This window comes from Rhodococcus sp. WAY2, assembly GCF_009859915.1.
GTDB classification, from domain to species: Bacteria; Actinomycetota; Actinomycetes; order Mycobacteriales; family Mycobacteriaceae; genus Rhodococcus_F; species Rhodococcus_F oxybenzonivorans.
Window position 1 is genome coordinate 3033853 of sequence record NZ_CP046572.1, and the last position, 21772, is coordinate 3055624.

22 protein-coding genes and 1 riboswitch are annotated in these 21772 nt (G+C 69.3%); of the genes, 13 read left to right on the plus strand and 9 right to left on the minus strand.

Translation table 11 applies throughout. The features are described 5' to 3' along the window. Nucleotides 1–4 precede the first annotated feature (4 nt). Nucleotides 5–961: a 5'-3' exonuclease gene (locus GFS60_RS14085; protein ID WP_159922045.1), complete on the minus strand. Its 957-nt coding sequence runs from the start codon at nt 959–961 to the stop codon at nt 5–7. Nucleotides 962–997: 36 nt separating this feature from the next. Here GFS60_RS14085 and GFS60_RS14090 point away from each other — a divergent pair, with 36 nt between their 5' ends. Both GFS60_RS14090 and GFS60_RS14095 read left to right on the plus strand, forming a co-directional pair. Further along, nucleotides 998–2137 carry a M24 family metallopeptidase gene (locus GFS60_RS14090; RefSeq protein WP_159922047.1) on the plus strand — a complete coding sequence of 380 codons (1140 nt, stop codon included), beginning with the start codon at nt 998–1000 and terminating at the stop codon, nt 2135–2137. A gap of 130 nt (nt 2138–2267) precedes the next feature. Then, entirely contained in the window at nt 2268–3026 is a 759-nt protein-coding gene (locus tag GFS60_RS14095; RefSeq protein ID WP_159922049.1) for a polyprenol monophosphomannose synthase, read from the plus strand. On the opposite strand, the gene GFS60_RS14100 is transcribed toward GFS60_RS14095, so the two are convergent. Then, nucleotides 2986–3399, minus strand: coding sequence for a TIGR03618 family F420-dependent PPOX class oxidoreductase (locus tag GFS60_RS14100; RefSeq protein WP_159922051.1), 414 nt, complete (start codon nt 3397–3399; stop codon nt 2986–2988). The two genes, GFS60_RS14095 and GFS60_RS14100, sit on opposite strands and share 41 nt — an antisense overlap. Nucleotides 3400–3429: 30 nt before the next feature. Between GFS60_RS14100 and GFS60_RS14105 the strand changes: the two genes are divergently transcribed. From GFS60_RS14105 to GFS60_RS14120, 4 genes are read left to right on the plus strand one after another with little or no spacing between them, the layout of a single operon-like run. After that, nucleotides 3430–4206, plus strand: a complete 777-nt coding sequence (locus GFS60_RS14105; RefSeq protein WP_159922053.1) for an SDR family NAD(P)-dependent oxidoreductase — start codon at nt 3430–3432, stop codon at nt 4204–4206. Continuing rightward, entirely contained in the window at nt 4203–5441 is a 1239-nt protein-coding gene (gene cbiE, locus GFS60_RS14110; RefSeq protein ID WP_159922055.1) for a precorrin-6y C5,15-methyltransferase (decarboxylating) subunit CbiE, read from the plus strand. Before GFS60_RS14105 ends, cbiE begins: the two co-directional genes overlap by 4 nt. Then, the gene (gene cobM, locus GFS60_RS14115; RefSeq protein ID WP_159922057.1) at nt 5438–6187 is read left to right on the plus strand and encodes a precorrin-4 C(11)-methyltransferase; all 750 of its coding nucleotides are present in this window, start codon (nt 5438–5440) and stop codon (nt 6185–6187) included. Before cbiE ends, cobM begins: the two co-directional genes overlap by 4 nt. A 2-nt stretch (nt 6188–6189) precedes the next feature. Continuing rightward, on the plus strand, nt 6190–6930 hold the full coding sequence (locus GFS60_RS14120; protein ID WP_159922059.1) for a cobalt-precorrin-6A reductase: 741 nt from the start codon (nt 6190–6192) through the stop codon (nt 6928–6930). A gap of 14 nt (nt 6931–6944) precedes the next feature. Here the strand turns inward: GFS60_RS14120 and GFS60_RS14125 are convergent, their stop codons facing one another. Next, entirely contained in the window at nt 6945–7388 is a 444-nt protein-coding gene (locus tag GFS60_RS14125; protein WP_159922061.1) for a cupin domain-containing protein, read from the minus strand. Between the two features lie 173 nt (nt 7389–7561). On the opposite strand from GFS60_RS14125, the gene GFS60_RS14130 reads away from it, so the two are divergent. Further along, nucleotides 7562–7948 (plus strand): hypothetical protein, encoded by a 387-nt coding sequence (locus GFS60_RS14130; protein ID WP_159922063.1) that lies wholly within the window; start codon nt 7562–7564, stop codon nt 7946–7948. Between the two features lie 34 nt (nt 7949–7982). Here the strand turns inward: GFS60_RS14130 and GFS60_RS14135 are convergent, their stop codons facing one another. Continuing rightward, complete coding sequence (locus GFS60_RS14135; protein ID WP_159922065.1) at nt 7983–8909, minus strand: LLM class F420-dependent oxidoreductase; 927 nt, start codon at nt 8907–8909, stop codon at nt 7983–7985. Between the two features lie 139 nt (nt 8910–9048). Here GFS60_RS14135 and GFS60_RS14140 point away from each other — a divergent pair, with 139 nt between their 5' ends. Both GFS60_RS14140 and GFS60_RS14145 read left to right on the plus strand, forming a co-directional pair. Then, nucleotides 9049–9336, plus strand: a complete 288-nt coding sequence (locus GFS60_RS14140) for a hypothetical protein (protein WP_159922067.1) — start codon at nt 9049–9051, stop codon at nt 9334–9336. A gap of 129 nt (nt 9337–9465) precedes the next feature. Next, on the plus strand, nt 9466–10311 hold the full coding sequence (locus GFS60_RS14145) for an HpcH/HpaI aldolase/citrate lyase family protein (protein ID WP_159922069.1): 846 nt from the start codon (nt 9466–9468) through the stop codon (nt 10309–10311). Here GFS60_RS14145 and bla read toward each other — a convergent pair. After that, nucleotides 10286–11233 (minus strand): class A beta-lactamase, encoded by a 948-nt coding sequence (bla, locus tag GFS60_RS14150; protein WP_159922071.1) that lies wholly within the window; start codon nt 11231–11233, stop codon nt 10286–10288. The genes GFS60_RS14145 and bla overlap by 26 nt on opposite strands. A 147-nt stretch (nt 11234–11380) precedes the next feature. Between bla and GFS60_RS14155 the strand changes: the two genes are divergently transcribed. Together GFS60_RS14155 and GFS60_RS14160 are read left to right on the plus strand one after the other, a co-directional pair. Next, on the plus strand, nt 11381–12274 hold the full coding sequence (locus GFS60_RS14155; protein ID WP_159922073.1) for a LysR family transcriptional regulator: 894 nt from the start codon (nt 11381–11383) through the stop codon (nt 12272–12274). Beyond that, on the plus strand, nt 12271–13179 hold the full coding sequence (locus tag GFS60_RS14160) for a serine hydrolase (RefSeq protein ID WP_159922075.1): 909 nt from the start codon (nt 12271–12273) through the stop codon (nt 13177–13179). The genes GFS60_RS14155 and GFS60_RS14160 overlap by 4 nt, the downstream gene beginning before the upstream one ends. Before the next feature lie 27 nt (nt 13180–13206). On the opposite strand, the gene GFS60_RS14165 is transcribed toward GFS60_RS14160, so the two are convergent. Genes GFS60_RS14165 through cobG form a run of 3 tightly spaced genes read right to left on the minus strand, consistent with a single transcriptional unit; the run spans nt 13207 to nt 16490 of the window. Beyond that, the gene (locus GFS60_RS14165) at nt 13207–14709 is read right to left on the minus strand and encodes a precorrin-2 C(20)-methyltransferase (protein WP_159922077.1); all 1503 of its coding nucleotides are present in this window, start codon (nt 14707–14709) and stop codon (nt 13207–13209) included. Then, on the minus strand, nt 14706–15332 hold the full coding sequence (locus GFS60_RS14170) for a precorrin-8X methylmutase (protein ID WP_159922079.1): 627 nt from the start codon (nt 15330–15332) through the stop codon (nt 14706–14708). The genes GFS60_RS14165 and GFS60_RS14170 overlap by 4 nt, the downstream gene beginning before the upstream one ends. Before the next feature lie 24 nt (nt 15333–15356). Continuing rightward, nucleotides 15357–16490 carry a precorrin-3B synthase gene (cobG, locus tag GFS60_RS14175; protein ID WP_159922081.1) on the minus strand — a complete coding sequence of 378 codons (1134 nt, stop codon included), beginning with the start codon at nt 16488–16490 and terminating at the stop codon, nt 15357–15359. Nucleotides 16491–16496: 6 nt separating this feature from the next. Further along, nucleotides 16497–16639, plus strand: a riboswitch (cobalamin riboswitch). A 71-nt stretch (nt 16640–16710) separates the two neighbouring features. Between cobG and cobN the strand changes: the two genes are divergently transcribed. Next, nucleotides 16711–20313: a cobaltochelatase subunit CobN gene (gene cobN / locus GFS60_RS14180; protein WP_159922083.1), complete on the plus strand. Its 3603-nt coding sequence runs from the start codon at nt 16711–16713 to the stop codon at nt 20311–20313. Between the two features lie 30 nt (nt 20314–20343). Beyond that, nucleotides 20344–20730, plus strand: coding sequence for a PPOX class F420-dependent oxidoreductase (locus GFS60_RS14185; RefSeq protein WP_159922085.1), 387 nt, complete (start codon nt 20344–20346; stop codon nt 20728–20730). On the opposite strand, the gene GFS60_RS14190 is transcribed toward GFS60_RS14185, so the two are convergent. Then, nucleotides 20711–21661, minus strand: coding sequence for an ADP-ribosylglycohydrolase family protein (locus GFS60_RS14190; protein ID WP_159922087.1), 951 nt, complete (start codon nt 21659–21661; stop codon nt 20711–20713). The genes GFS60_RS14185 and GFS60_RS14190 overlap by 20 nt on opposite strands. Between the last annotated feature and the right edge of the window lie 111 nt (nt 21662–21772).

Below are 21772 nucleotides of genomic sequence, written 5' to 3' on the forward strand. Positions count from 1 at the left end.
GTTCCTACGGGACCTGCGCGGCGGCCACCGACTGCATCGCCGCCGTGAGGCGGGCAACGGAACTGCCGATTCCGAGTTCTTCCGCCAGTCCGCCGAGCCGGTCCGCATCGACCGGTTCGGCGGGCAACGTGTCTTCACGGGACAACACGACGTCGGCGTCGCGTACCACCCGTACCACCGGCAGGGCGGCGTCGAGATAGTCCGCTGCCGCAGCGAATTTCGCGCGCGCCCCCTTCGCCATGTCCGATTCCGGATCGAGTGCGGCGGCCCGCAGATTCGCGAGCGATCCGTACTGCATGATCAGGCTCGATGCGGTCTTCTCGCCGATGCCCTTCACCCCGGGCAACCCGTCCGAGGAGTCGCCGCGCAGCAGGGCGAGTTCGGCGTAGGCGTCGCCGGCCCGGTCCGCCGGCACCCCGTATTTGGCGGCCGCCTCCGCCGGACCCAGAAGTTCGGCCTTCGCCAGGCCGCGCACCACGTACAGGACGCGGACCGGCACCGGTTCGTCGGCCACCACCTGCAGGAGGTCGCGGTCGCCGCTGACCACGATGGTTGGGTCGCGGGTCTCGGTGGCGGCGAGGGTGCCGAGCACGTCGTCCGCCTCGAGACCCTCGGCGCCGGCCGTTGCGATCCCGGCGGCGGCGAGGACGTCGAGGATCATCGGCACTTGAGGGGACAGGGTGTCGGGCACCTCTTCCTCGGCCCCATCGCTCTCCGCGGCGACCCGGTGCGCCTTGTAGGTGGGTACTGCGGCCACCCGGAACGCCGGCCGCCAATCGAGATCGAGGCACACGGCGAGCCGGGCGGGCCGGTGGGTGGTGATCAGCGCGGCCATCATGTCGGTGAATCCGCGTACGGCGTTGACCGGTCGGCCGTCCGGGGACGTGATGGAATCGGGCAGCGCGTAGTAGGCGCGAAACCACAGGCTGGCACCGTCGAGGAGAAGCAGGGGCTTACTCATGGCTCACATACTGCCAAACGGCATTAACCTGAGCGCATGAGTTCCCTCGGAGCGTCCACGTCCCGCTTCCCCGCAGCCAGTTACGCCGACCGGATTGCCCGGGCCGGCGCGCTCGCCCGCGAGTCCGGACTCGACGGCCTGCTCATTACACCCGGCCCCGACCTGCGGTATCTGCTCGGTTCCCGCGCCGAATCCTTCGAAAGGCTCACCTGCCTGGTGATTCCGGCGAACGGTGAGACCGCCTCGGTGGTCGTGCCGCGCCTCGAATTGGCATCGCTCACCGAGTCGGCGGCGTCCGAACTCGGCGTGAGGGTGCTCGACTGGGTCGACGGGGTCGACCCGTATGCCCTGGTCGCCGGAGCGCTTCCGGCGCCGGCGCGAACCGCCGTCACCGACGCCATGCCGGCGTTGCATCTGCTGCCCCTGGCCCAGGAGCTCGGCGCGCTGCCCGTTCTCGCAACCGGGGTGCTGCGCGAGTTGCGGATGGTCAAGGACGAGGCCGAGATCGACGCCCTTCGCCGGGCAGGTCGGGCGATCGACCGGGTGCATGCCCGGATGGGCGAGTTCTTGACGGTAGGCCGCACCGAAGCCGAGGTCGCCGCGGACATCACCGCCGCCATACTCGACGAGGGGCACACGGAAGCCGCCTTCGTGATCGTCGGATCGGGCCCGCACGGCGCCGATCCCCATCACGAGGTGTCGGACCGGGTAATCGAATCGGGTGACGTGGTGGTCATCGACATCGGCGGCCCCGTGGACCCGGGGTACAACTCCGACTCCACCCGCACCTACTGCATGGGCGAACCGGATCCGGGTGTGGCGGCCCGGGTGGCCGTCCTCGAGGCGGCGCAGGCGGCGGCCGTCGACCTCGTTCGTCCGGGGGTGGCGGCGGAGGCCGTCGATGCGGCCGCGCGGGACCTGCTGGCGGCGGAGGGCCTGGCCGACGCCTTCGTCCACCGCACCGGTCATGGCATCGGTCTTTCCGTACACGAGGAGCCGTACATCGTGTCCGGCAACGCGATCGAGCTGACGGAGGGGATGGCGTTCAGTGTGGAACCGGGAATCTACTTCCCCGGGCAGTGGGGGGCTCGCATCGAGGACATCGTCGTCGTCACCGCCGACGGCTGCGAATCCCTCAACACCCGGCCGCACGGGTTGACGGTCCTTCCCGGCTGATCCGGCTCGGCCGATCCGGACGTGCGGCAGGGCCTGCCGCCACGGGTAGTAACATCTACCCTTTGTTCGCGACCGCACTCGCCGCCGCCCGTCGGCGGCGGGTCGGGATCACAGATCAATCGAAGGTGTCATGGAGAGCGTCGCCCCGAAGGTAACCGTCGTCGTACCGACGTACAACGAACGCGACAACCTGCCCAAGCTCGTCGAATTTCTCGACGCGTTGCAGATCGCGAACATGCACGTGCTCGTGGTCGACGACAACTCGCCGGACGGCACCGGTGACGTCGCCGAAAAGCTCGCGATCGACGCGCCCATCCCGGTGGGCGTCCTGCACCGCACCGTCAAGGACGGGCTCGGGCGCGCCTACGTGGCCGGGATGACACGGGCGCTCGACGAGGGCGCCGACATCGTCATTCAGATGGACGCCGACCTGTCGCACCCCGCCGAGGCGATCCCGCGGATGGTCGAGACGCTGACGCAGACGGATGCCGCGGTGGTGCTCGGTTCTCGCTACGTGGCCGGCGGTGCGGTTGCCAGCGACTGGCCCTGGCACCGTAAAGCGCTGTCGGCGTGGGCCAATTTCTACGTCAACGCGATTCTGCGGCTGCGGGTGAAGGATGCCACCGCCGGGTTCAAGGCCTGGCACGCCGACACTCTGCGGGCGATCGACGTTCACGGGGTGCAGAGCAACGGCTACGCCTTCCAGGTCGAGATGAACTACCGGACCGTGCAGCGCGGCATGCGCATCGCCGAGGTGCCCATCCGTTTCGAGGAGCGCACCGATGGTGTGTCGAAGATGAGCCTGGGTGTGCAGATGGAGTCGGCGCTGGTGCCGTGGAAACTGCGGTTCAGTGGCCGCGCAGCGAAGCGGAACCGAGCACGCGGCTGACCGCGATCTCGACCACCACCCGGGTCGGATTCTCGCGCGGCTGCCGGTAGCGGGCCGCGTACCGCGCGACCGCATCCGCCACCGCCTCCGGGTCGGTGAGCACCCGGGACGGCCCCTCGAGGGTCATCCACCGCGGGCCGTCGACCTGGCTCACTGCGGCATACCCGCCACGGTCGGCGTTAAGCGCCTTTTGTGACGAACCGTTGGTGATCACCCGTGCGATGCCGTGCTCCTGATCCCAGGTGAAGCCGACGGCCACCACATGGGGGGTGCCGTTCTTGCGCAGTGTGGTGAGGGTGCCGAGGTGATATTCACCGAGGAAGGTGAGCGCTGAATCGGTGAGGCGAATCGGTGCCTGGGGGGTGCGGTCCATGACCCGACGGTAATCCAGGACACTGGACCGGTGAGCCTGGGATCGAAGAGGAACAGCCGACAGCATGTGGACGACGGGGCGGTACTCCTGCTGGGCGGGCGCAGCGAGATCGGTCTCGAGATCGCGACCCGGCTGGCGCCCGGCCGCACGATCGTCCTGGCGGCGCGCCGAAGCGGCGACCTCGCCGCCGAACGGCAAGCGTTGCTCGACGCCGGTGCGTCGGCCGTGGAGTGCGTGGAATTCGATGCCGACGACCTCGGCAGCCACGAGGGCCTCCTCCGGTCCGTCGTGACCGCGCACGGCCCGGTGTCGGTGGCGATCCTCGCGTTCGGCATTCTGGGCGATCAGGCGCGCGCCGAGCGGGACGCACGACACGCCGTGGCGGTGGTGCACACCGATTACGTCGCACAGATCAGTGTGCTGACTCATCTGGCCACCCTGCTCCGCGCCCAGGGGTCGGGACGCCTGGTGGTGTTCTCGTCCGTCGCCGGAGTGCGGGTACGGCGGGCCAACTACGTGTACGGGTCCGCGAAGGCCGGGCTCGACGGATTCGCCTCCGGACTCGGGGACGCCCTCCACGGCAGCGGGGTGTCCCTCATGCTGGTCCGGCCGGGTTTCGTCGTCGGACGGATGACGGAGGGGATGTCCGCGGCACCGATGTCGAGTACGCCCGGGCAGGTCGCGGACGGTGTGGTCCGCGGGCTGCGCCGAGGGTCGGCCCGGGTGTGGGTGCCGGGACGGCTGCGCCCGGTGTTCTTCGTTCTGCGGCTGCTGCCGCAGGCACTCTGGCGCCGGATGCCGCGATGAGTGATGTCGTCGTCGTGGTGGGTATCGGCGCGGACGGCTGGGACGGGCTGTCCCCGCGCGGGCAACGGGAGATCCGGGAAGCCGACGTGCTGATGGGCTCGAGCAGGCAACTCACGCTGATCCCCGAATCTCCTGCGCTGCGGGTTGCATGGCCGTCGCCGCTGGTGCCGGCGCTCGGTGGTCTGTTGGACGCTCATGCCGGCCGGAAGGTGTGCGTGCTGGCGAGCGGCGACCCGATGTTCCACGGCATCGGGGTGACACTGGTCGAGCTGCTGGGTCCGGAACGGGTGCGCGTCGTCAGCCATCCGTCTTCGGCGACGCTGGCCTGCGCCCGGTTGGGCTGGCCGGCGCACGACACTCCCGTGGTGAGCCTGGTGAACCGGCCGCCGGAGACTGTGTTGCCCGCCCTGCACGATCAGGCGCGCATTCTGGTGCTCAGCCGCGACGAACACACCCCGGCCGCGGTGGCCGCGCTGCTGCGAGGTCACGGGTTCGGCGACTCGCGCCTCACTGTGCTGGGGGAGCTGGGCGGGCCCGGGGAATCCCGGGTCGACGGGACGGCGTCGATGTGGAACCACGACGCCGGGGCCCGGCTGAACGTGATCGCCGTGGCGTGCCGCGCGAGCGCAGACAGCCCACGGCTGACCAGGCTTCCCGGCCTTGCCGATGCGGCGTACTCGGGTGACGGCCAGATGACCAAGCATGAGATCCGGGCACTGACGCTGTGCGCCCTGGCGCCCGCTCCGGGAGAGGTTCTCTGGGATGTGGGCGGCGGGTCGGGCACGATCGCGATCGAATGGATGCGCAGTCATCCCCGGTGCCGGGCCGTCGCGTTCGAGCGTGAGCGCGCGCGCGTCGCCCAGATCGAGGCGAACGCAACCGCACTCGGGGTGCCCGCCCTCGCCGTCCACGGTGCCGCGCCCGCGGCGTTCGGTGACGTACGGGAACAGGAGGGACGCGTGCCGGACGCCATTTTCGTCGGAGGCGGCCTCACCGAGGACGGTGTTCTCGACGGGTGCTGGTCCCGGCTCCGTGACGGCGGCCGATTGGTGGCCAACGCCGTGACGGCGGAATCGGAGGCGCTGCTGCTGCGGTGGTTCTCCGTGCACGGCGGGCAGCTTCGCAAATTCCAGGTGTATCGCGGCCAACCGCTCGGCGGATTCACCGCCTGGCGTCCACAATTGCCGGTCGCGCAATGGTCGGTGACGAAGCAGGCGAAAGGTGACTCAGCATGACGGTCTACTTCATCGGGGCCGGTCCGGGAGCGGCCGACCTCGTCACCGTGCGGGCGCAGCGCATCATCGCGGCCAGCCCGGTGTGCCTCTACGCGGGAAGTCTCGTTCCCCGAGAGTTGCTCGCCGAATGCCCTGACGACGCACGGGTGATCGACACCGCCCGCCTGAGTCTCGACGAAATCGTCGCCCTGCTGATCGAGGCCGACGCCGCCGGTCAGGATGTGGCGCGGCTGCATTCGGGGGATCCGTCGATCTTCAGTGCGGTCGCCGAGCAGGCGCGCAGGCTCGACGCCGCGGGCGTCGAGTACACCATGGTGCCCGGAGTTCCCGCGTTCACCGCTGCGGCAGCGTCGCTCGGGCGGGAACTGACGGTGCCCGGCGTGTCCCAGTCGATCGTGCTGACCCGGGTGTCCACGTTGTCCACCGCCATGCCGGAGGGAGAGGATCTGCGGTCGCTGGGTCGCAGTCGCGCCACCCTCGTGGTGCATCTCGGGGCGCACCGGATCGAGCAGATCGCCCTGGAACTGACCGAGAACTACGGTCGCGACTGCCCGGCCGCCGTCGTCGCCTTCGCATCCCGACCCGACGAGATCGTGTTGCGCGGCACCCTCGCGACTATCGCGGACCAGGTGAAAGCTGCCGGCGTCACGAAGACGGCTGTTGTGATCGTCGGCAAAGTCCTTGCTGCCGAGGGCTTCCCGGACAGCTACCTGTATTCGGCCGCCCGCGAGCGCACCACCCACTGACCGTGCGGCGGATATTGATCCTCGGAGGTACCGGGGAGGCGAGGTCGCTGGCAGCGGCGCTGGCGGATGATCCGTCGATCGACACCGTGTCCTCCCTCGCCGGCCGGGTTCGGGATCCGCGGATCCCCGCCGGCGACGTCCGGATCGGCGGATTCGGTGGAGAGGACGGCCTCGCGGACTGGTTGCGGGGCAACCCCGTCGACGCGATCGTCGATGCCACCCACCCGTTCGCCGCACGCATCACCGAGAACGCGGCCGAGGCGGCCCGGCGCTGCAGAATTCCCCTGGTCGTGCTGCGACGACCCCAGTGGTCACCCGTGCCGGGTGACGACTGGCGCCGCGTCCCGGACCTCTCCGCGGCGGCCGCACTCCTTCCCGGGCTCGGAACGCGCATCTTCCTCACGGTGGGACGGCAGGGTGTCGGGGCATTCGCCGACCTGGGTGCACTGTGGTTCCTCGTGCGCGCGATCGATCCACCGGACGTCGACCTTCCCGCGCGCTCGACTCTGCTTCTGGCCCGCGGGCCGTTCACCGTGCCGGCGGAAATCGACCTCATGCGGGAGCACCGCATCGACGTACTCGTCACCAAGAACAGCGGTGGTGAACAGACCGCCGCGAAACTGCATGCGGCTCGCGACCTCGGGCTTCCCGTGGTGATGATCGACCGCCCACCGTTACCCTCCGCCGCCGCGATCGTCGGCGACGTTGCGGGCGCACTCAACTGGATCCGCTCGGACCGGTAGGTCCCGGCACAGCGTCAACACGTGACGGCGGGCGCGTCCTCCGACAGGGGTTTGCCCGCCGGTTCGGTGTAGAACGCCAGCAGAACCAGTGGAACCTCACCCAGATTGGAACCGATGTGCACGTGGTCGCTGCCGAAGTTCTCGGTGATCGCCTGCCCGGCGGCGGTCACCACTGTGGTGCAGTCGTCCAGAGTTCTTGTGAGAACCCCTGATTCGACGAACGCGTAGACAGGACCGTCGTGGTAGTGCCACCCCGTGGTGCCGCCGGGTGCGATTTCGATGCGGCGCAGGGTGAGATCGGTGGCACCGGTCTCCGCGGAACCGGTCATGGCGGGCACGGTGGTTTCGAACAGGATCTGCGCCGTCACGCCCGACGACGGAGTGGCCTGCGCAGGGGAAGGAAGAAGCACTGCCAGGGCCACGCAGGACAACGCAGCCAGACTCGGTTTGACGGACATCGCCACCACCTCTCGGGGCACGGAAGTGCCCGAACACCCCAGCCTACGGTTGACCGGGTGACCCACGGGCGCGTTTCGGGATCGGATACTTCGGGCCCATTTTCGCCTCCCGCTCCCATCACACCGGGTTACAGTCGGAACGGTTTTTCCTTCGTCAGCAGGGTGGGATCACGATGAACTTGGTGAAGAAGACAGTAGCGTCGGCTCTCGTTGCGGGAGCGTTGACCATGGGAGCGGGTACGGCGCACGCCGATCTGGTGGAGCCGAGCGGTATCGTGCCCGCTCAGGTTGTTCCCTTCCGGCACGAGGTCGACAAGCAGAAAGCCCTCGAGAACATGCTCAACGAGCTCGGCGTCGGCTGGGCCAACGGCGGAGCGGCGGGGACGGCGATCGGCGCCCTGATCGGTCTCGGGGTGGGGTGTGTGTCGATGTTCCCCGGTAGCCTCGCCGGTTGCATGATCGGGACCCCCATCGGTGCCATTACGGGCGCCATCGTGGGTATCGGTAACGGAAATCCCAGGGCGCAGCAGGCCATTCAGGAGTACATCACCACGCCGTAGCGGTGAGCGGTGGCCCGGACGGTGACCGTCCGGGTCACCCACGCTTGCGGAGAGCGTCGATGACGGGCGCGAATACCTCCATGTAGGGGTCGTGGACGGTGATGTACGAGAAGCCATACCGTTCGCGGTGCCGCGCGAGTTGTTCGGCCATCTCGTCGACGGTTCCCAACAGCAGGTACGGCGTATCGAGCACGGCGTCGGCTGTCATGCTTCCGGTCATCCGTTCGGCGATGCGCCGCGCCGCGGATTCTCGGTCGTCTGTCTCGACGACCATCTGCACGAGCAGGTGCCATTCGATGCCGTCCGCCCGACTTCCGGCGTGCTTGCGCACGAATCGGATTCGTTCGTCGGTTTCTTCGGCTGTGGCGAGCCGGAACGTTCCCGGCGGCTTACCGGGAATCTGGAATGTGCCCGCCACCCCGACGGTGTCCGCGTGTGCCGCAGCGATGCGCAGCACCCGATCCCCGGTGCCGCCGATCAGCAGGGGCGGCCCCGACCCTTCGAAGCCCGACCGCTGAAGTGGTCGGGGTGCGTCCCGTTCTTCGGGGAGTTCGTCGAAATCGGTGGTGAAGAACGTGTGCAGGTCGTCGACCGTGGCCGCCAACTGTTCGACCCGCCCACCGAACGGTTTCCACTCGATGTCGGCGGCGTCGAACTCCCACTTCATGTGCCCCGCGCCGAGACCGATCTCGAGCCGGCCGTCGGTGAGGACGTCGGTGGTCGCGATCTCCCGCGCGAGGAGGGCCGCGTTCCAGAACGGCGCATTGAGCACCAGGGTGCCGACCCGCTGCGGGGTGGCGTCGGCGATGGCCACCAGCAGCGGAAACGGTGCCGGTGCGCCGAGATGGTCGGCGGCGAGCACGACGTCGTAGCCCAGTTCCGCGCTGCGGCGACAGCGATCGATCAGCGCGTCGCGGGAACCGACATCGAGGATGTTGAAGGAGAACCGGAAATCGCGCATGACCACCACGATGCCTGATCGGCGGGGGAGTGCGCAGGAAATCCGGGACCGCTGTCGTGAAGCGATGGTAACGATAGCTCTGCGGTGAACGACCTAACGGCACAGAACTGTCGTGTCCCCGCCACGTGAAGGAGCTTTCGTGCAGAAGAAGTCCGTTCGGCGAACCGCAGCACTCGTCGGCCTCCTGGCCGCACCCCTCGTTCTCGGATCCACCGTCGGGGCAGGCACGGCCGGGGCCGACCCCTGGCATGTCGGCCCCGTCTACCGCGCCGAGACGTCCGGTGAAGGTGGCGAGTACTTCTGCAACAAGGCAGCAGCGCTCGAGAAGACCACCGGTTACATCATCATCCCCTGCACCTTCGATTCCGCGGCGGACGTGTGGTATCGGGTGGTGTTCAACCCGGTCAACTGGGCTTTCGACATCTGACCCGTGACGAGACGGGTCGGCACACCTGACGAAGCGGCAGCTTTGTGTGCCGGGCACACTCCACTTCGGCGAGTGTGCCCGGGTGCCGGTCTCGAGCAGACTGTCGAGCATGGCAGAGCGTAGAGCGACATGAGTATCGACATGGTCCGGACCTCGTCGGTCGATATCCTGATGGCCCGCAGCTGGTTTCTGGTTCCCGCAGTCGATTCCGAAACACTCACCGCCGCAGCACAGTCCGGAACCGACTGCCTCGTCGTCGACCTGGAGGACGGGCTGCCTTCGGCCGCAAAGGGCGACGGACGTGCCTGCGTTGCCGGATGGCTCGACGGTCAGCGCGGCTGGGTACGTCTCAATGACGCGACCACCGACCACTGGCAGCGTGACCTGGAGTCGATCCAGGGGTCGAAGGGCCTGCATGGGGTGATGTTGTCGAAAACGGATTCGCCCGAACAGGTTCGTGCCACCGCCGCCGCACTTCCCGGTGTGCCGGTGGTTGCCCTGATCGAATCGGCCGCCGCGGTGGTGGCCGCCGACGAGATCGCCCGCACTGCGCCGGTGGTGCGGCTGGCATTCGGGATCGGCGACTACTGCCGCGACATCGGCGCGGGCCGCAGCCCGATGGCGCTCGCGTACGCGCGATCACGGCTGGTCAACGCCAGTCGCGCCGCGGGCATCGGTGCGCCCGTCGACGGGCCGACACTCGTGCTCGACGCCGAGGTGACGCGGTCCGATGCCCGGCTTGCTCTCGACATGGGTATGACGGGCAAGCTGACCTTGTCGAGCGAGCAGGTCCCGGTGATCAATTCGGCCTTGGCCCCGGATGCGGACGAGGTGGTCTGGGCCGAGACGATCATCGACCGTCTCGGCGCCGACGGCAGTCGCGCCACCCATGGCGGTCACCGACCTCAGCTCGCCCGTGCCCATGACATCTTGCGGCGATCCGCGCACTTCACGGGGCGTCGAGTGCTCCGATGACCGCGGTGGTGGTCTCGGCAATGGCGTCGCTGTTCGGTTGAGCTGCTTCTTGATTGGTCGAAGTGTCGGTCAGGATGACGAGCACGAGGGGGTTGCCCTCCCGATCCCACACCACGCCGGCGTCGTTGGCGGTTCCGAATCGTCCGGTTCCGGTCTTGTCGGCGGCGGACCACCCCGGCGGCAACCCTGCCCGGATACGCGTGTCGGAGGTGGTGCTGGCGCGTAGCCAGTCGAGCAACTGCCGTCGGTGGGTGGGCTCGAGCTCGTCGCCGAGGAGCAGTGCCCGGTAGCCCTCGGCGAGGCCGTCTGTCGTGGACGTGTCGCGGGGATCGCCGCGGAGGGCGGTGTTCAGTTCGGTCTCCCAGCGGTCGAGTCGGGTGGTGTCGTCACCGATGCTGCGAGCGAGTGCGGTGATGGCCTGCGGACCCCCGATTTCCGTCAACAGTAGGTTTCCGGCGGTGTTGTCGCTGCGAGTGAGGGCCGCTTCGGCGAGCTCCGCCAGCGTCATCGAGGTGCCCACTGCCGCCGCGGTGACCGGTGAATTCTCCACCAGAGCAGAGGCTTCGACGGGAACCGCCTTGTCGAGTGACGAGGTGCCTTCACTCGTACGGCGGAGAACCTCTGCGGCGGCGTACGTCTTGAACGTCGAGCACAGGGCGAACCTTTCGGCGCCGCGATGCCGGTACACGGCCCCGGTGGTGGGATCGACTGCCGTGACACCGATGCGGGTCGAGTGCCGCGCCTCCAGTTCAGCGATGCGTGAGTCGAGGAAAGCTGCCTGCGCCGACGAGACCGCCGACGCGACGGCCGGTGCCGACGTGGTGGGTGGAACGGATTCCGCGGCGTCCGTGCAGGCGCCGAGCAGCAGAGGCAGTGCGAGCGCGAGGGTGTAGACGTGGCGAGGAAATCGTGGTCGGGTCATGCACACAATCTCGGGCTGATGGGGCGCGAACGCAAAGACGCGAACGCCGCCCCGCCGAGTCGTCTTCGATATCACCGCAGCGTGGCACCCGTCCGCACAGGACCATTTTGGTGGACGCACGCGGCCGCGTTGTTCGCCGCTGGTTCAATGGTGGGCATGGATCTTCTCCGCCATCTCAGTTTCTTTGTCGCCGTTGCGGAAGAGGGTCACTTCGGAAACGCCGCAACCCGGCTGGGGATGACACAGCCGCCGCTGTCGCAGGGAGTTCGGCGGCTCGAACAGCGACTCGGCACCGAACTCGTGTCCCGCAGCGCGCGCGGTGTCGGGCTGACGGAGGCGGGACGGCACCTGTTGCCGCGGGCGCGACTGCTCGTCAACGATGCCGCCCGGTTCGAGGACGAGGCGCGCCGCCTCGCCGGCGGAAGCGACGCGGTGGTGCGATGGGGTGTGACGCCCGCGCTGGGCGACGATGTCGTGGTGTGGTGTGTTCGTGCCCTCCGCGACGCGGACCGAGCCCACCGGACGAGGGTGGTGACGCGAACCGCGGCAACGACCGACTTGGTGGAAGAGGTCCGCAGCGGCAGTCTCGACGTGGCGGTGATCGAACATCCCGCGCTGCTCACCGGGCTCGGCAGTGGGCCTGTCCTGAAGATCCGGCGCTGGGTGGTGGTTCCGGACGATCACCCCGCAGCGACCGCCCGACAGCCGCAGGTCCGAATGTTGCGGGGGTTGACGCTGTCGACCGGCCCACGCTCGGACAACCCACCGGCGCACGATCTGTTCGTCGACCTGTGGCGGGCCCGCGGCCTCGACCCGGACGTCGTCGTCGCGCCGGGACCACGGGAGGTGCTCGCCCACGTGGCGGCCGGTGGCTGTTTCGGGGTGACCACGACTTCGCCGACGGACATGCCTGGGGTGGCCTGGCTCGACCTGGTCCGCCACGACCTGGCCTTGCGCGTGCGCATCGTCTGGCGGTCGGGCAGCGACGTCTCCGTCTCCGCAGGCGCACTCGACCGAGTGCTGTTGAAGGGCGGGCGATGACTTCGCCGCCCGAGAAACGGATCCGTGACGTCTTCGCCGACGCCGGGTGCATCGGCTGGCTCCACGCGCGCCGGGTCGGCCCGACCGATGACGGCGTTCCGGCCGTCTCCGTCGACGGTGACGACCTGGTCGTCACCGCGTCGGTGTACAAACTGCCGCTGCTGGTCGCCCTCTGCCGCGCCTTCGACGCGGGCACTCTGTCGCCGACGTCGACGGTGCGTGTAAACCCGGCGGACTGCACGCCGGGGCCGACCGGGGTGTCGATGTTCCGCGATCCCGTGGTGATGAGCTGGCGGGATCTCGCGCTGTCGATGATGACCGTCTCCGACAACGCCGCGGCTGATCTCGTTCTCGGCGGAGTCGGTCTCGACGCCGTCGACAGGGTGCTCACCGACCTGTGTCTGGCACGGACCCGCATCGTGGGCGGGACAGCGGACGCGCATCGGAAACTGGTGATCGACTCCCACGCGCACACCACTGCGGAAGCGTTCGCCGCGCTCGCCGACAACGACGATGCGTGGACGGTGTCGGCCTACGATCCGTCGTACGCGAGTGCCACCACCCCGCAAGAGATGACGGCGCTGCTCGACGCGATCTGGACGGACCGGGCGGTGTCGCCGGTGCAGGGCGAGTTCATCCGGCAGGTGATGGCCGCGCAGGTGTGGCAACACCGAATCCGCTCGGGATTTCCCTATGCCGACGTCACGGTGGCAGGGAAGACCGGCACCATCGGGGCGATCCGCAACGAGGCGGCCGTGGTCACCTTCCCGGGCGAGATCCCGGTGGCCGTGGCCGTGTTCACCCGGGCCGCGCGGGCGGATCCCCTTCTGCCCGTGGTGGATCAGGCGATCGGCCGCGCCGCCCAGATCGCGGTGTCCGAACTTCGGTCCGGACGCATCGAGTGAGACCCGGTGTCGATGTGCTGCGTCCGCTCAGCCGGGGTAGCGGCGGGGGGTGAAGACCCGGGTGCCGTGTTCGTTCTCGACGACGGTGGTCATCGAGGAGCCGACGATCAGCAGGCACCGCATGTCGATCTCGGCGGGGTCGAGATCGGCGAGGCGGACCACCCGCACCGATTCCTGCACGCCGGCCACATCGCGTCCGATGATCACGGGGGTGTCGGGGGAGCGGTGCTCGAGCACGAGGTCGCGCATCGCGGCCACCTGCCAGGTCCGTGACTTCGACGCCGGGTTGTAGACGGCGAACGCCATGTCGGCGCTCGCGACCGCGGAAATACGTTGCGCCACGATGTCCCACGGCTTCAGCCGGTCCGACAGGGACAGGACGGCGTAGTCGTGGCCGAGGGGAGCACCGACACGGCTCGCCACCGCGTTGGCGGCGGTCATGCCGGGGAGCACGCGGACGGGAACGTCACGCCACTGGTCCTCGGCAGCCACCTCGAGCACGGCCGCGGCCATGGCGAACACCCCCGGGTCACCGGAGGACACCACGGCCACCCGGGCACCGTTCTTGGCCAGGTCGAGCGCCATCGCCGCGCGTTCGGCCTCGACGCGGTTGTCGCTGGCATGCCGGCGTTGACCGGGCCGTTCGGGCACCCTGTCGATGTACGGACCGTAGCCGACGACATCGGTGGCGAGGGACAATTCGTACTGCACTTCGGGGGTGGTCCAGGCCTGATCGCCCGGACCCAGCCCGACGACGACGAGTTCGCCGGTGGGTGCCGTGGTGTCCCCGCGGCTGTTGGACGGGCTCGGGATCACGGCGATCGAGAAGTAGGGCACGTCGCTGTCCGACACCTCGTCCGCGGAGGCGATCCGTTCCCGGTCGGTACTGGCCCGCTCGACATACCAGGCCTCGTCGATGCGGCCGGAATCTTTCAGCGCCTGGCGGACCGCCGGATAGGTGCGCCCGAGCTTGAGGATCGCGGCGGCGTCGGTCTCGCGGAGGCGCCGGGTCAGTTCCGCCTGCGGCAACGTTCCGGGCAGGACGGTGAGCACTTCCTCACCTTCGACCAGCGGCATGGCCAGGGCGGCCGAGGCGGCGCTCACGGCAGTGACACCGGGAATCACCTCGGCCTCGAACCGCTGCGCCAACCTTTTGTGCATGTGCATGTACGAGCTGTAGAACAGCGGATCACCCGCGGCGAGCAGCGCGACCGAACGACCGGCCTCGAGATGCGCGGCGAGCCGCCCCGACGCGTCCTCGTAGAACTCGTCCATCGCCCCCTGATAGCCGCCGGGGTGATCGATCGTCTCGGTGGTGACGGGGTAGACGAGGTGCTCCTCGATCTGGTCCTCACGCATGTACGGGGCCGCGACACCGCGGGAGATACTCTTGCCGTGCCGGGCGCTGTGGAACGCCACCACGTCGGCCTCGGCGATGACCCGCGCCGCCTTGACCGTCATCAGTTCGGGATCGCCCGGACCGATCCCGACTCCCCACAGTTTGCCGTGCGCACTCGTCTCGGCGCTCATTCCACTTCACTCGCAATCGCGTTCAGGGCGGCCGCCGTGATGGCACTGCCACCCCGCCTGCCGCGCACCACCAGGTAGTCGAGGCCGCTGGGATGCTCGATCAGTGCCTCCTTCGATTCGGCCGCACCGATGAAACCGACTGGACCACCGATCACGGCAGCGGGACGCGGCGCGCCCGACTCGATCATGTGGAGCAGGTAGAAGAGGGCGGTGGGGGCGTTCCCGATGGCGACGACGGCACCCTCGAGTTTGCTGCCCCACAACTCCAGCGCGGCGGCCGACCGGGTGTTCCCGATCTGCGCGGCCAAGACGGGGACCCGGGGGTCGCGGAGCGTGCACACCACTTCGTTGTCCGCGGGTAGCCGCTTGCGGGTGACGCCGGCCGCCACCATCTGCGCATCGCAGAAGATCGGGGCGCCGTTCGCGAGGGCCTCCCGCGCGGCCTTGACGACACCGGGGGTGAATGCGACGTCGTCCACCAGATCGACCTGGCCGCTCGCGTGGATCATGCGGACCACGGCCTGCGAGACGTCCGCGGGGAAGGCGCTGAGATCTGCTTCGGCGCGAATCGTGGCGAAGGACTGGCGGTAGATCTCCGCGCCGTCTCGGATGTACTCGATCATGGCCTCACGATAGAGGCAGTGCTGTCAGCGGTGGTCCACCCGGTAACCGGTTGCGGTCGCAACGACATCGGTCACCTCACCCTTGGGGCGCCCGCAACAGCGGTCGCAACCCGACCAGTGTTGTCTCCCGTCGGCGGGGAGCTCGCCACCGAGAACGGCGTCGCGGGCGTCGGTGCGCACGTCGGCGAGCGCCTTGTCGCAGCCCGGCCTGCCCGTGCAGGCAGTGACGTTCAACCAGGGGGAATTCTCGTCGAAGATCAGGCCCATCGGTGCAAGGACGCGGACCACCTGCTCGGCGGACCACTCGTCGAGATCGCACAACAGCACCGACCTCCACGGGGTGACGATCACCGGTTTCTCCACCGCGGCCAGGAATTCCGCCATCCTCGGGTCGAGGACCCCGAACGCGAGGCCGCCGCCGAGCGTGACGGTGCCGTCCGGCTGATCCAGCCACCCGATCGGCGGCCGGTGCTCGGCGAACCCGGTCACCGGTTCCGCGGTGGGCGCAAGGGCAAGGGCGGTAAGGGTTCGTTCGACGCCGTCGTCGATCTCGGACAGCCGCCACTGCCCGTCACGCAGGCCGAGGAAGGTGCGGGCCGCGTCGAGCAGCACGTGCACCGACTGGGTCGCGGAAATCCGGGCCCCGCTGTCGCGGCCGGCCAGCACCAACGCCACCTCGGTCTCGCTCACCGCGTGTATCCCGAAATCGCCGCCGAGCGCGGACACGTCACCGCGGCCGTCGTCGAGGGTGAAGAGGACGCGGCCGGGGAGGTCGGCCAGCGCGGTGTCGGCGCACAAATTCCGGTCGAGTTCGTCGACCACGTTCCGCAGGTCGGCGACGCCACCGATGCGACCCGTCAACGGCGAGGCGAGAATGTTGCGTACCCGTTCGTGGGTGTGCGAGGGCAGCAGGCCGGTGTCCGCGAGCCGCCTCGCGAACTCCGGGGGATCGCCGACGGCGCGAAGCTGCACGTTGCCGCGGGAGGTCAGTTCGATCTCCCCGTTCCCGAGGTCGCGGGCCGACTCCGCGAGCACCTGCAGCTGCGCGGGCGTGAGAACACCACCGGGCAGCCGCACGCGGGCGAGCGGACCGTCGGCGGCCTGATGTACCTGCAGCGCCCCCGGGCAGGCGTCGGGGCGGGAACGTGGGGCGACCATGGTCCCAGGTTACGTCGGCCGCCCGGTAGCATCACGGGCACTTGCGGCAGCAGGAGAGGAAGCCGGTGCAATTCCGGTGCGGTCGCGCCACTGTGAGCTCGCCGAACCCGGTGGGCGAGCCAGACCCTCACCTGCCGTCCGGTTGACCCACGGTTCCGAAGCCGACCCGGTTTTCGGCAACCACCGCCACGGGGCGCGACACCCCAGGAAGGCTCCACCTGTGATCCTGCTGCTCTCCACCTCCGACACCGACCTGCTCAGCGCACGTGCCAGCAAGGCGGACTACCGCTGGGCCAACCCGGCACGCTTGCTGGTCGAGGAGGACCTGCCGGGACTGCTCGCGGGCGTAGACCTCGTCGTGGTCCGGATTCTCGGTGGCCGCCGGGCGTGGGAGGACGGGCTCGACGCGGTGCTGGCCAGTGGCCTGCCGGTGGTTGTCCTGGGCGGTGAGCACGCCCCCGACGCCGAGTTGATGGAGTGCTCGACGGTGACCGCCGGTGTCGCTGCGGAGGCGCACAACTATCTGGCCGAGGGCGGAGCCGACAATCTCGCCCAACTGCACCACTTCCTGTCCGACACGGTCCTGCTCACCGGTCACGGTTTCGAGGCGCCGGTGCATCTGCCGAGCTGGGGTCTGGCACCGTTCGCCGTCGAGGCCGAACCGCAGCGCCCGACCATCGCCGTGCTCTATTACCGAGCCCAGCACCTGGCCGGGAACACCCGCTACATCGAGGCGCTGTGCGCCGCGATCGATGCGGCCGGGGGCAACCCGCTGCCGATCTACTGCGCGTCGCTGCGCACCGCGGAGCCCGAGCTGCTGCAGACGCTGCGCCGCGCCGACGCCATGGTGGTGACCGTGCTCGCCGCAGGCGGCACCAAGCCCGCCGGTGCGTCCGCCGGCGGCGACGACGAGGCGTGGGATGTCGCCGCGCTCGCCGCGCTGGATGTGCCGATCCTGCAGGGGCTGTGCCTGACGAGCAGCCGGGAGTCGTGGGAGTCCAACGACGACGGACTCTCCCCGCTCGACGTCGCCACCCAGGTCGCGGTGCCCGAGTTCGACGGGCGCCTCATCACGGTGCCGTTCTCGTTCAAGGAGATCGACGCGGACGGGCTGTCCACGTATGTGCCCGACGCCGAACGGGCATCCCGGGTGGCGGGCATCGCCGTCCGGCACGCCCGCCTGCGCCATATTCCGGCGTCCGAACGTCGCATCGCCCTGATGCTGTCGGCGTATCCCACCAAGCACGCGCGGATCGGCAACGCGGTCGGTCTCGACACCCCCGCGAGCGCGATCCGCCTGCTCACCGACATGCGGGCGGCCGGGTACGACCTCGGCCCGGACGACGGCCCGGACGCGGTGCCAGGTCTCGCCGCGCAGGACGGGGACGCGCTCATCCACGCCCTGATCGCCGCGGGCGGCCAGGACCCCGACTGGTTGACGGCCGAGCAGCTCGAGGGCAATCCGATCCGCATTTCCGCCGCCCGCTACCGGGAATGGTTCTCGGCGCTGCCGGCGGAGCTGCGCGACGGGGTGGAGGAACACTGGGGCCCGGCACCGGGCGAATTGTACGTCGACCGCTCCCAGGACCCCGACGGTGAAATCGTCATCGCCGCAATGCAGTTCGGCAACCTGGTGCTCATGGTGCAGCCGCCCCGCGGTTTCGGGGAGAAGCCGGTGGCCATCTACCACGACCCGGACCTGCCGCCGAGCCACCACTACCTCGCCGCCTACCGCTGGATCGCCGCGCAGACCGCGGACGGTGGTTTCGGCGCCGACGCGGTGGTGCACCTCGGCAAGCACGGCAACCTCGAATGGCTGCCCGGTAAGACCCTCGGCATGTCGGCGTCGTGCGGCACCGACGCCGCCCTCGGCGACCTCCCGCTCATCTACCCGTTCCTCGTCAATGATCCCGGCGAGGGCACACAGGCCAAACGGCGTGCGCATGCCACCCTGGTCGATCACCTGATTCCGCCGATGGCCCGCGCCGAGAGCTACGGTGACATCTCCCGGCTCGAGCAGCTCCTGGACGAGCACTCCAACATCTCCGCCCTGGACCCGTCGAAGCTGCCGGCCATCCGCCAGCAGATCTGGACGCTGATGCGGGCCGCCAAGATGGACCACGACCTCGGGCTCGAGGAACGACCCGACGAAGACGTGTTCGACGACATGCTGCTGCACGTCGACGGCTGGCTGTGTGAGATCAAGGACGTCCAGATCCGGGACGGGCTGCACGTGCTGGGGCAGGCGCCCCGCGGCGATGCCGAGGCGGAGTTGATTCTCGCCATGCTCCGTGCCCGGCAGATGTGGGGCGGCGAGCAGAATGTTCCCGGGTTGCGGGAGGCACTCGGACTCAGCGAGGACGGCGACGAATCGCGCACCCGCGTGGACGATGTCGAGGCCCAGGCCCACGCGCTCGTGCGGGGCATGGCCGACGCCGATTGGCGGCCCGAAGCAGCCGACTCGCTGACCGAGGACGCCACGGTTGCGAAGATCCTTCGTTTCGCCGCGACCGAGGTGGTGCCCCGACTCCGGGAAACCGACAACGAGATCGCGCAGGTTCTGCACGCCTTGGACGGTGGATTCATCGCCGCCGGGCCGAGCGGTTCACCGCTGCGCGGGCTCATCAACGTGCTTCCGACGGGCCGCAACTTCTACTCCGTCGACCCGAAGGCCGTGCCGTCGCGGCTGGCCTGGGAAACCGGGCAGGCGATGGCCGAATCGCTTCTCGAGCGGTACCGAGCCGACCACGGGGACTGGCCGCGGTCGGTGGGGCTGTCGGTGTGGGGCACCTCCGCGATGCGTACCTCCGGCGACGACATCGCCGAGGTGTTCGCGCTGCTCGGTGTGCGGCCGGTGTGGGACGAGGCCAGCCGCCGGGTGGTGAGCCTCGAGGTGATCGACCTCGCGGAGCTGGGCCGCCCGCGCATCGACGTGACCGTGCGGATCAGCGGCTTCTTCCGTGACGCGTTCCCACATGTGCTGGCCCTGCTCGACGACGCGGTCCGGCTCGTCGCCGCGCTGGACGAACCGGCGGAGAGCAACTTCGTGCGCGCGCACGCGCAGGCCGATCTGGCGGACCACGGTGACGAGCGGCGCGCGACCACCCGCATCTTCGGGTCGAAGCCCGGAACCTACGGCGCCGGACTGCTGCAGCTGATCGACTCCAAGAGCTGGCGCGGCGACGCCGATCTCGCCGAGGTGTACACCACCTGGGGCGGTTTCGCCTACGGACGCGGACTTGACGGCGCCCCCGCCGCCGACGACATGCGTGCCGCGTACCGGCGAATCACCGTGGCCGCGAAGAACACCGACACCCGTGAGCATGACATCGCCGACGCCGACGACTATTTCCAGTATCACGGTGGCATGGTCGCGACGGTGCGCGCGCTCACCGGGACGTCACCGGAGGCGTACATCGGTGACAGCACACGACCCGACTCGGTGCGTACCCGCACCTTGTCGGAGGAGACGTCCCGCGTCTTCCGCGCCCGGGTGGTCAACCCGCGCTGGCTCGAGGCGATGCGCCGGCACGGGTACAAGGGGGCGTTCGAGATGGCCGCCACCGTCGACTACCTGTTCGGGTACGACGCCACCACCAACGTCGTCGCCGACTGGATGTACGAGAAGCTGGCCGAGTCGTACGTTCTGGACGAGCAGAACCGCAAGTTCATGGAGAAGTCGAACCCGTGGGCGCTGCACGGAATCGCCGAGCGGTTGCTCGAGGCCGCGGAGCGGGAGATGTGGGAACACCCCGAGAAGGACACGCTCGATGGGCTCCGTCAGGTGTACCTCGACACCGAGGGTGAACTCGAGGGCGACTGAGACGGCGTTCCCGCGGACTAGCATGGCCGGGTGACCACAGAATTCGATCGGGTGTCGGCCGCCAAGTATGTTCTGCTCACCACGTTTCGCAAGGACGGCTCCCCGGTGGCGACGCCACTGTGGGCGGCCCCCGACGGGGACCGGCTACTGATGTGGACGGTCACCGACTCCTACAAGGTGAATCGAATCCGCCGCAATCCGGAGGTCACGGTGGCGGTGTGCGATGCCCGGGGAAAGCCGAAGGGACCGGAGGTCCCGGGGCGGGCGGTGGTCCTCGACGCCGCGGGCACCGATCACGCGCGCGACGTCATCGCACGCAAGTACGGGATTATCGGGTGGATCTCGATGAAGCTCAGCCTGCTTCGGCGCGGTAGGACGGGCACCATCGGACTCGCCGTCACCGCGGACGACCGGTAGCGGCCACCCGCGCCGACGCGAGACCGTCGGCGAGCAGCGTGATGTCCGCGGGGTCGGGAAGTAGGACATCGACGTACCAGGGGAGTGCACGCACCGTGTCCTCGGACGACTGTGCTCCGAGGAGACCACCGACCAGGGCGGCGACGGTGTCGGTGTCGCCGCCGAGCCCGATGGCCTGCTCGAGGGCCTGTCGGAGTGTGCGCGCGGAAGCCGCGCAGAACAGCACTGCCGCGAGGGTGTCGTACGGATCGAGTGACACGCCGGCCGCATCGGCCGCCCACTGACCATCGGCGACCGCGGCGATCAGTTCCTCGATGCGGCGATCCGCGCCGCACAGGTGGACCGCGGCGGCCGCTTCCTCACGGGCGACCTCCAGTAGTTCCCGCCCGGTTGCGCCGTCGAGCGCAAATGCTGCGCAGGCCGACATCACCACGGCCGCGCCCTGGGCGTTCGGCGACGGGTGCGTGATGCGGGACAGCGCGCGGGTGAGGGCTCGGCGACGGTCGGGGTCGTCGACCGGGACGAACCACCCCACCGGCAGCGCTCTCATCACCGCACCGTTCGTGTTTCCTCCTGCCTCGGGTGGGCGGCCGTGGTCGCGGTAGTGCTGGATCGCTGCGTGTGTCGAGGGGCCGATACCGGGAACGCGGTCGGCGCGCTCGCTCAACAACCGCAGGAAGTGCTCCGCCGGATCGGCGTGTGCCGCGGTGATCAGGGCTTCGGCCACCAGGAGGGTGAGCGCTGTGTCGTCCGACGTCGAGCCGCGCGGCCAGCCCGGGCGCACCGGCAACGCCACCGCCGCCGAAAGGTCGATCTCCGCAGCCGGCGCGCCCTCGCAGGGAACGCCGAGAGCGTCACCGCAGGCATAAGCGCACAGTGCCGCGCCGATCCGGTGCCGGTAGATGTCCACGGTGACGGCGTCGCTGTCCATCCGGCCTCCCTCCGCCCGCGCGGGCCCGTGTGTGAGGGCAACCTACAACAGCCTTGTCCCGATTTACAGGGCAGCCGGCGACGACGCGCCCGGCGGCAGGGTGGGGATGCG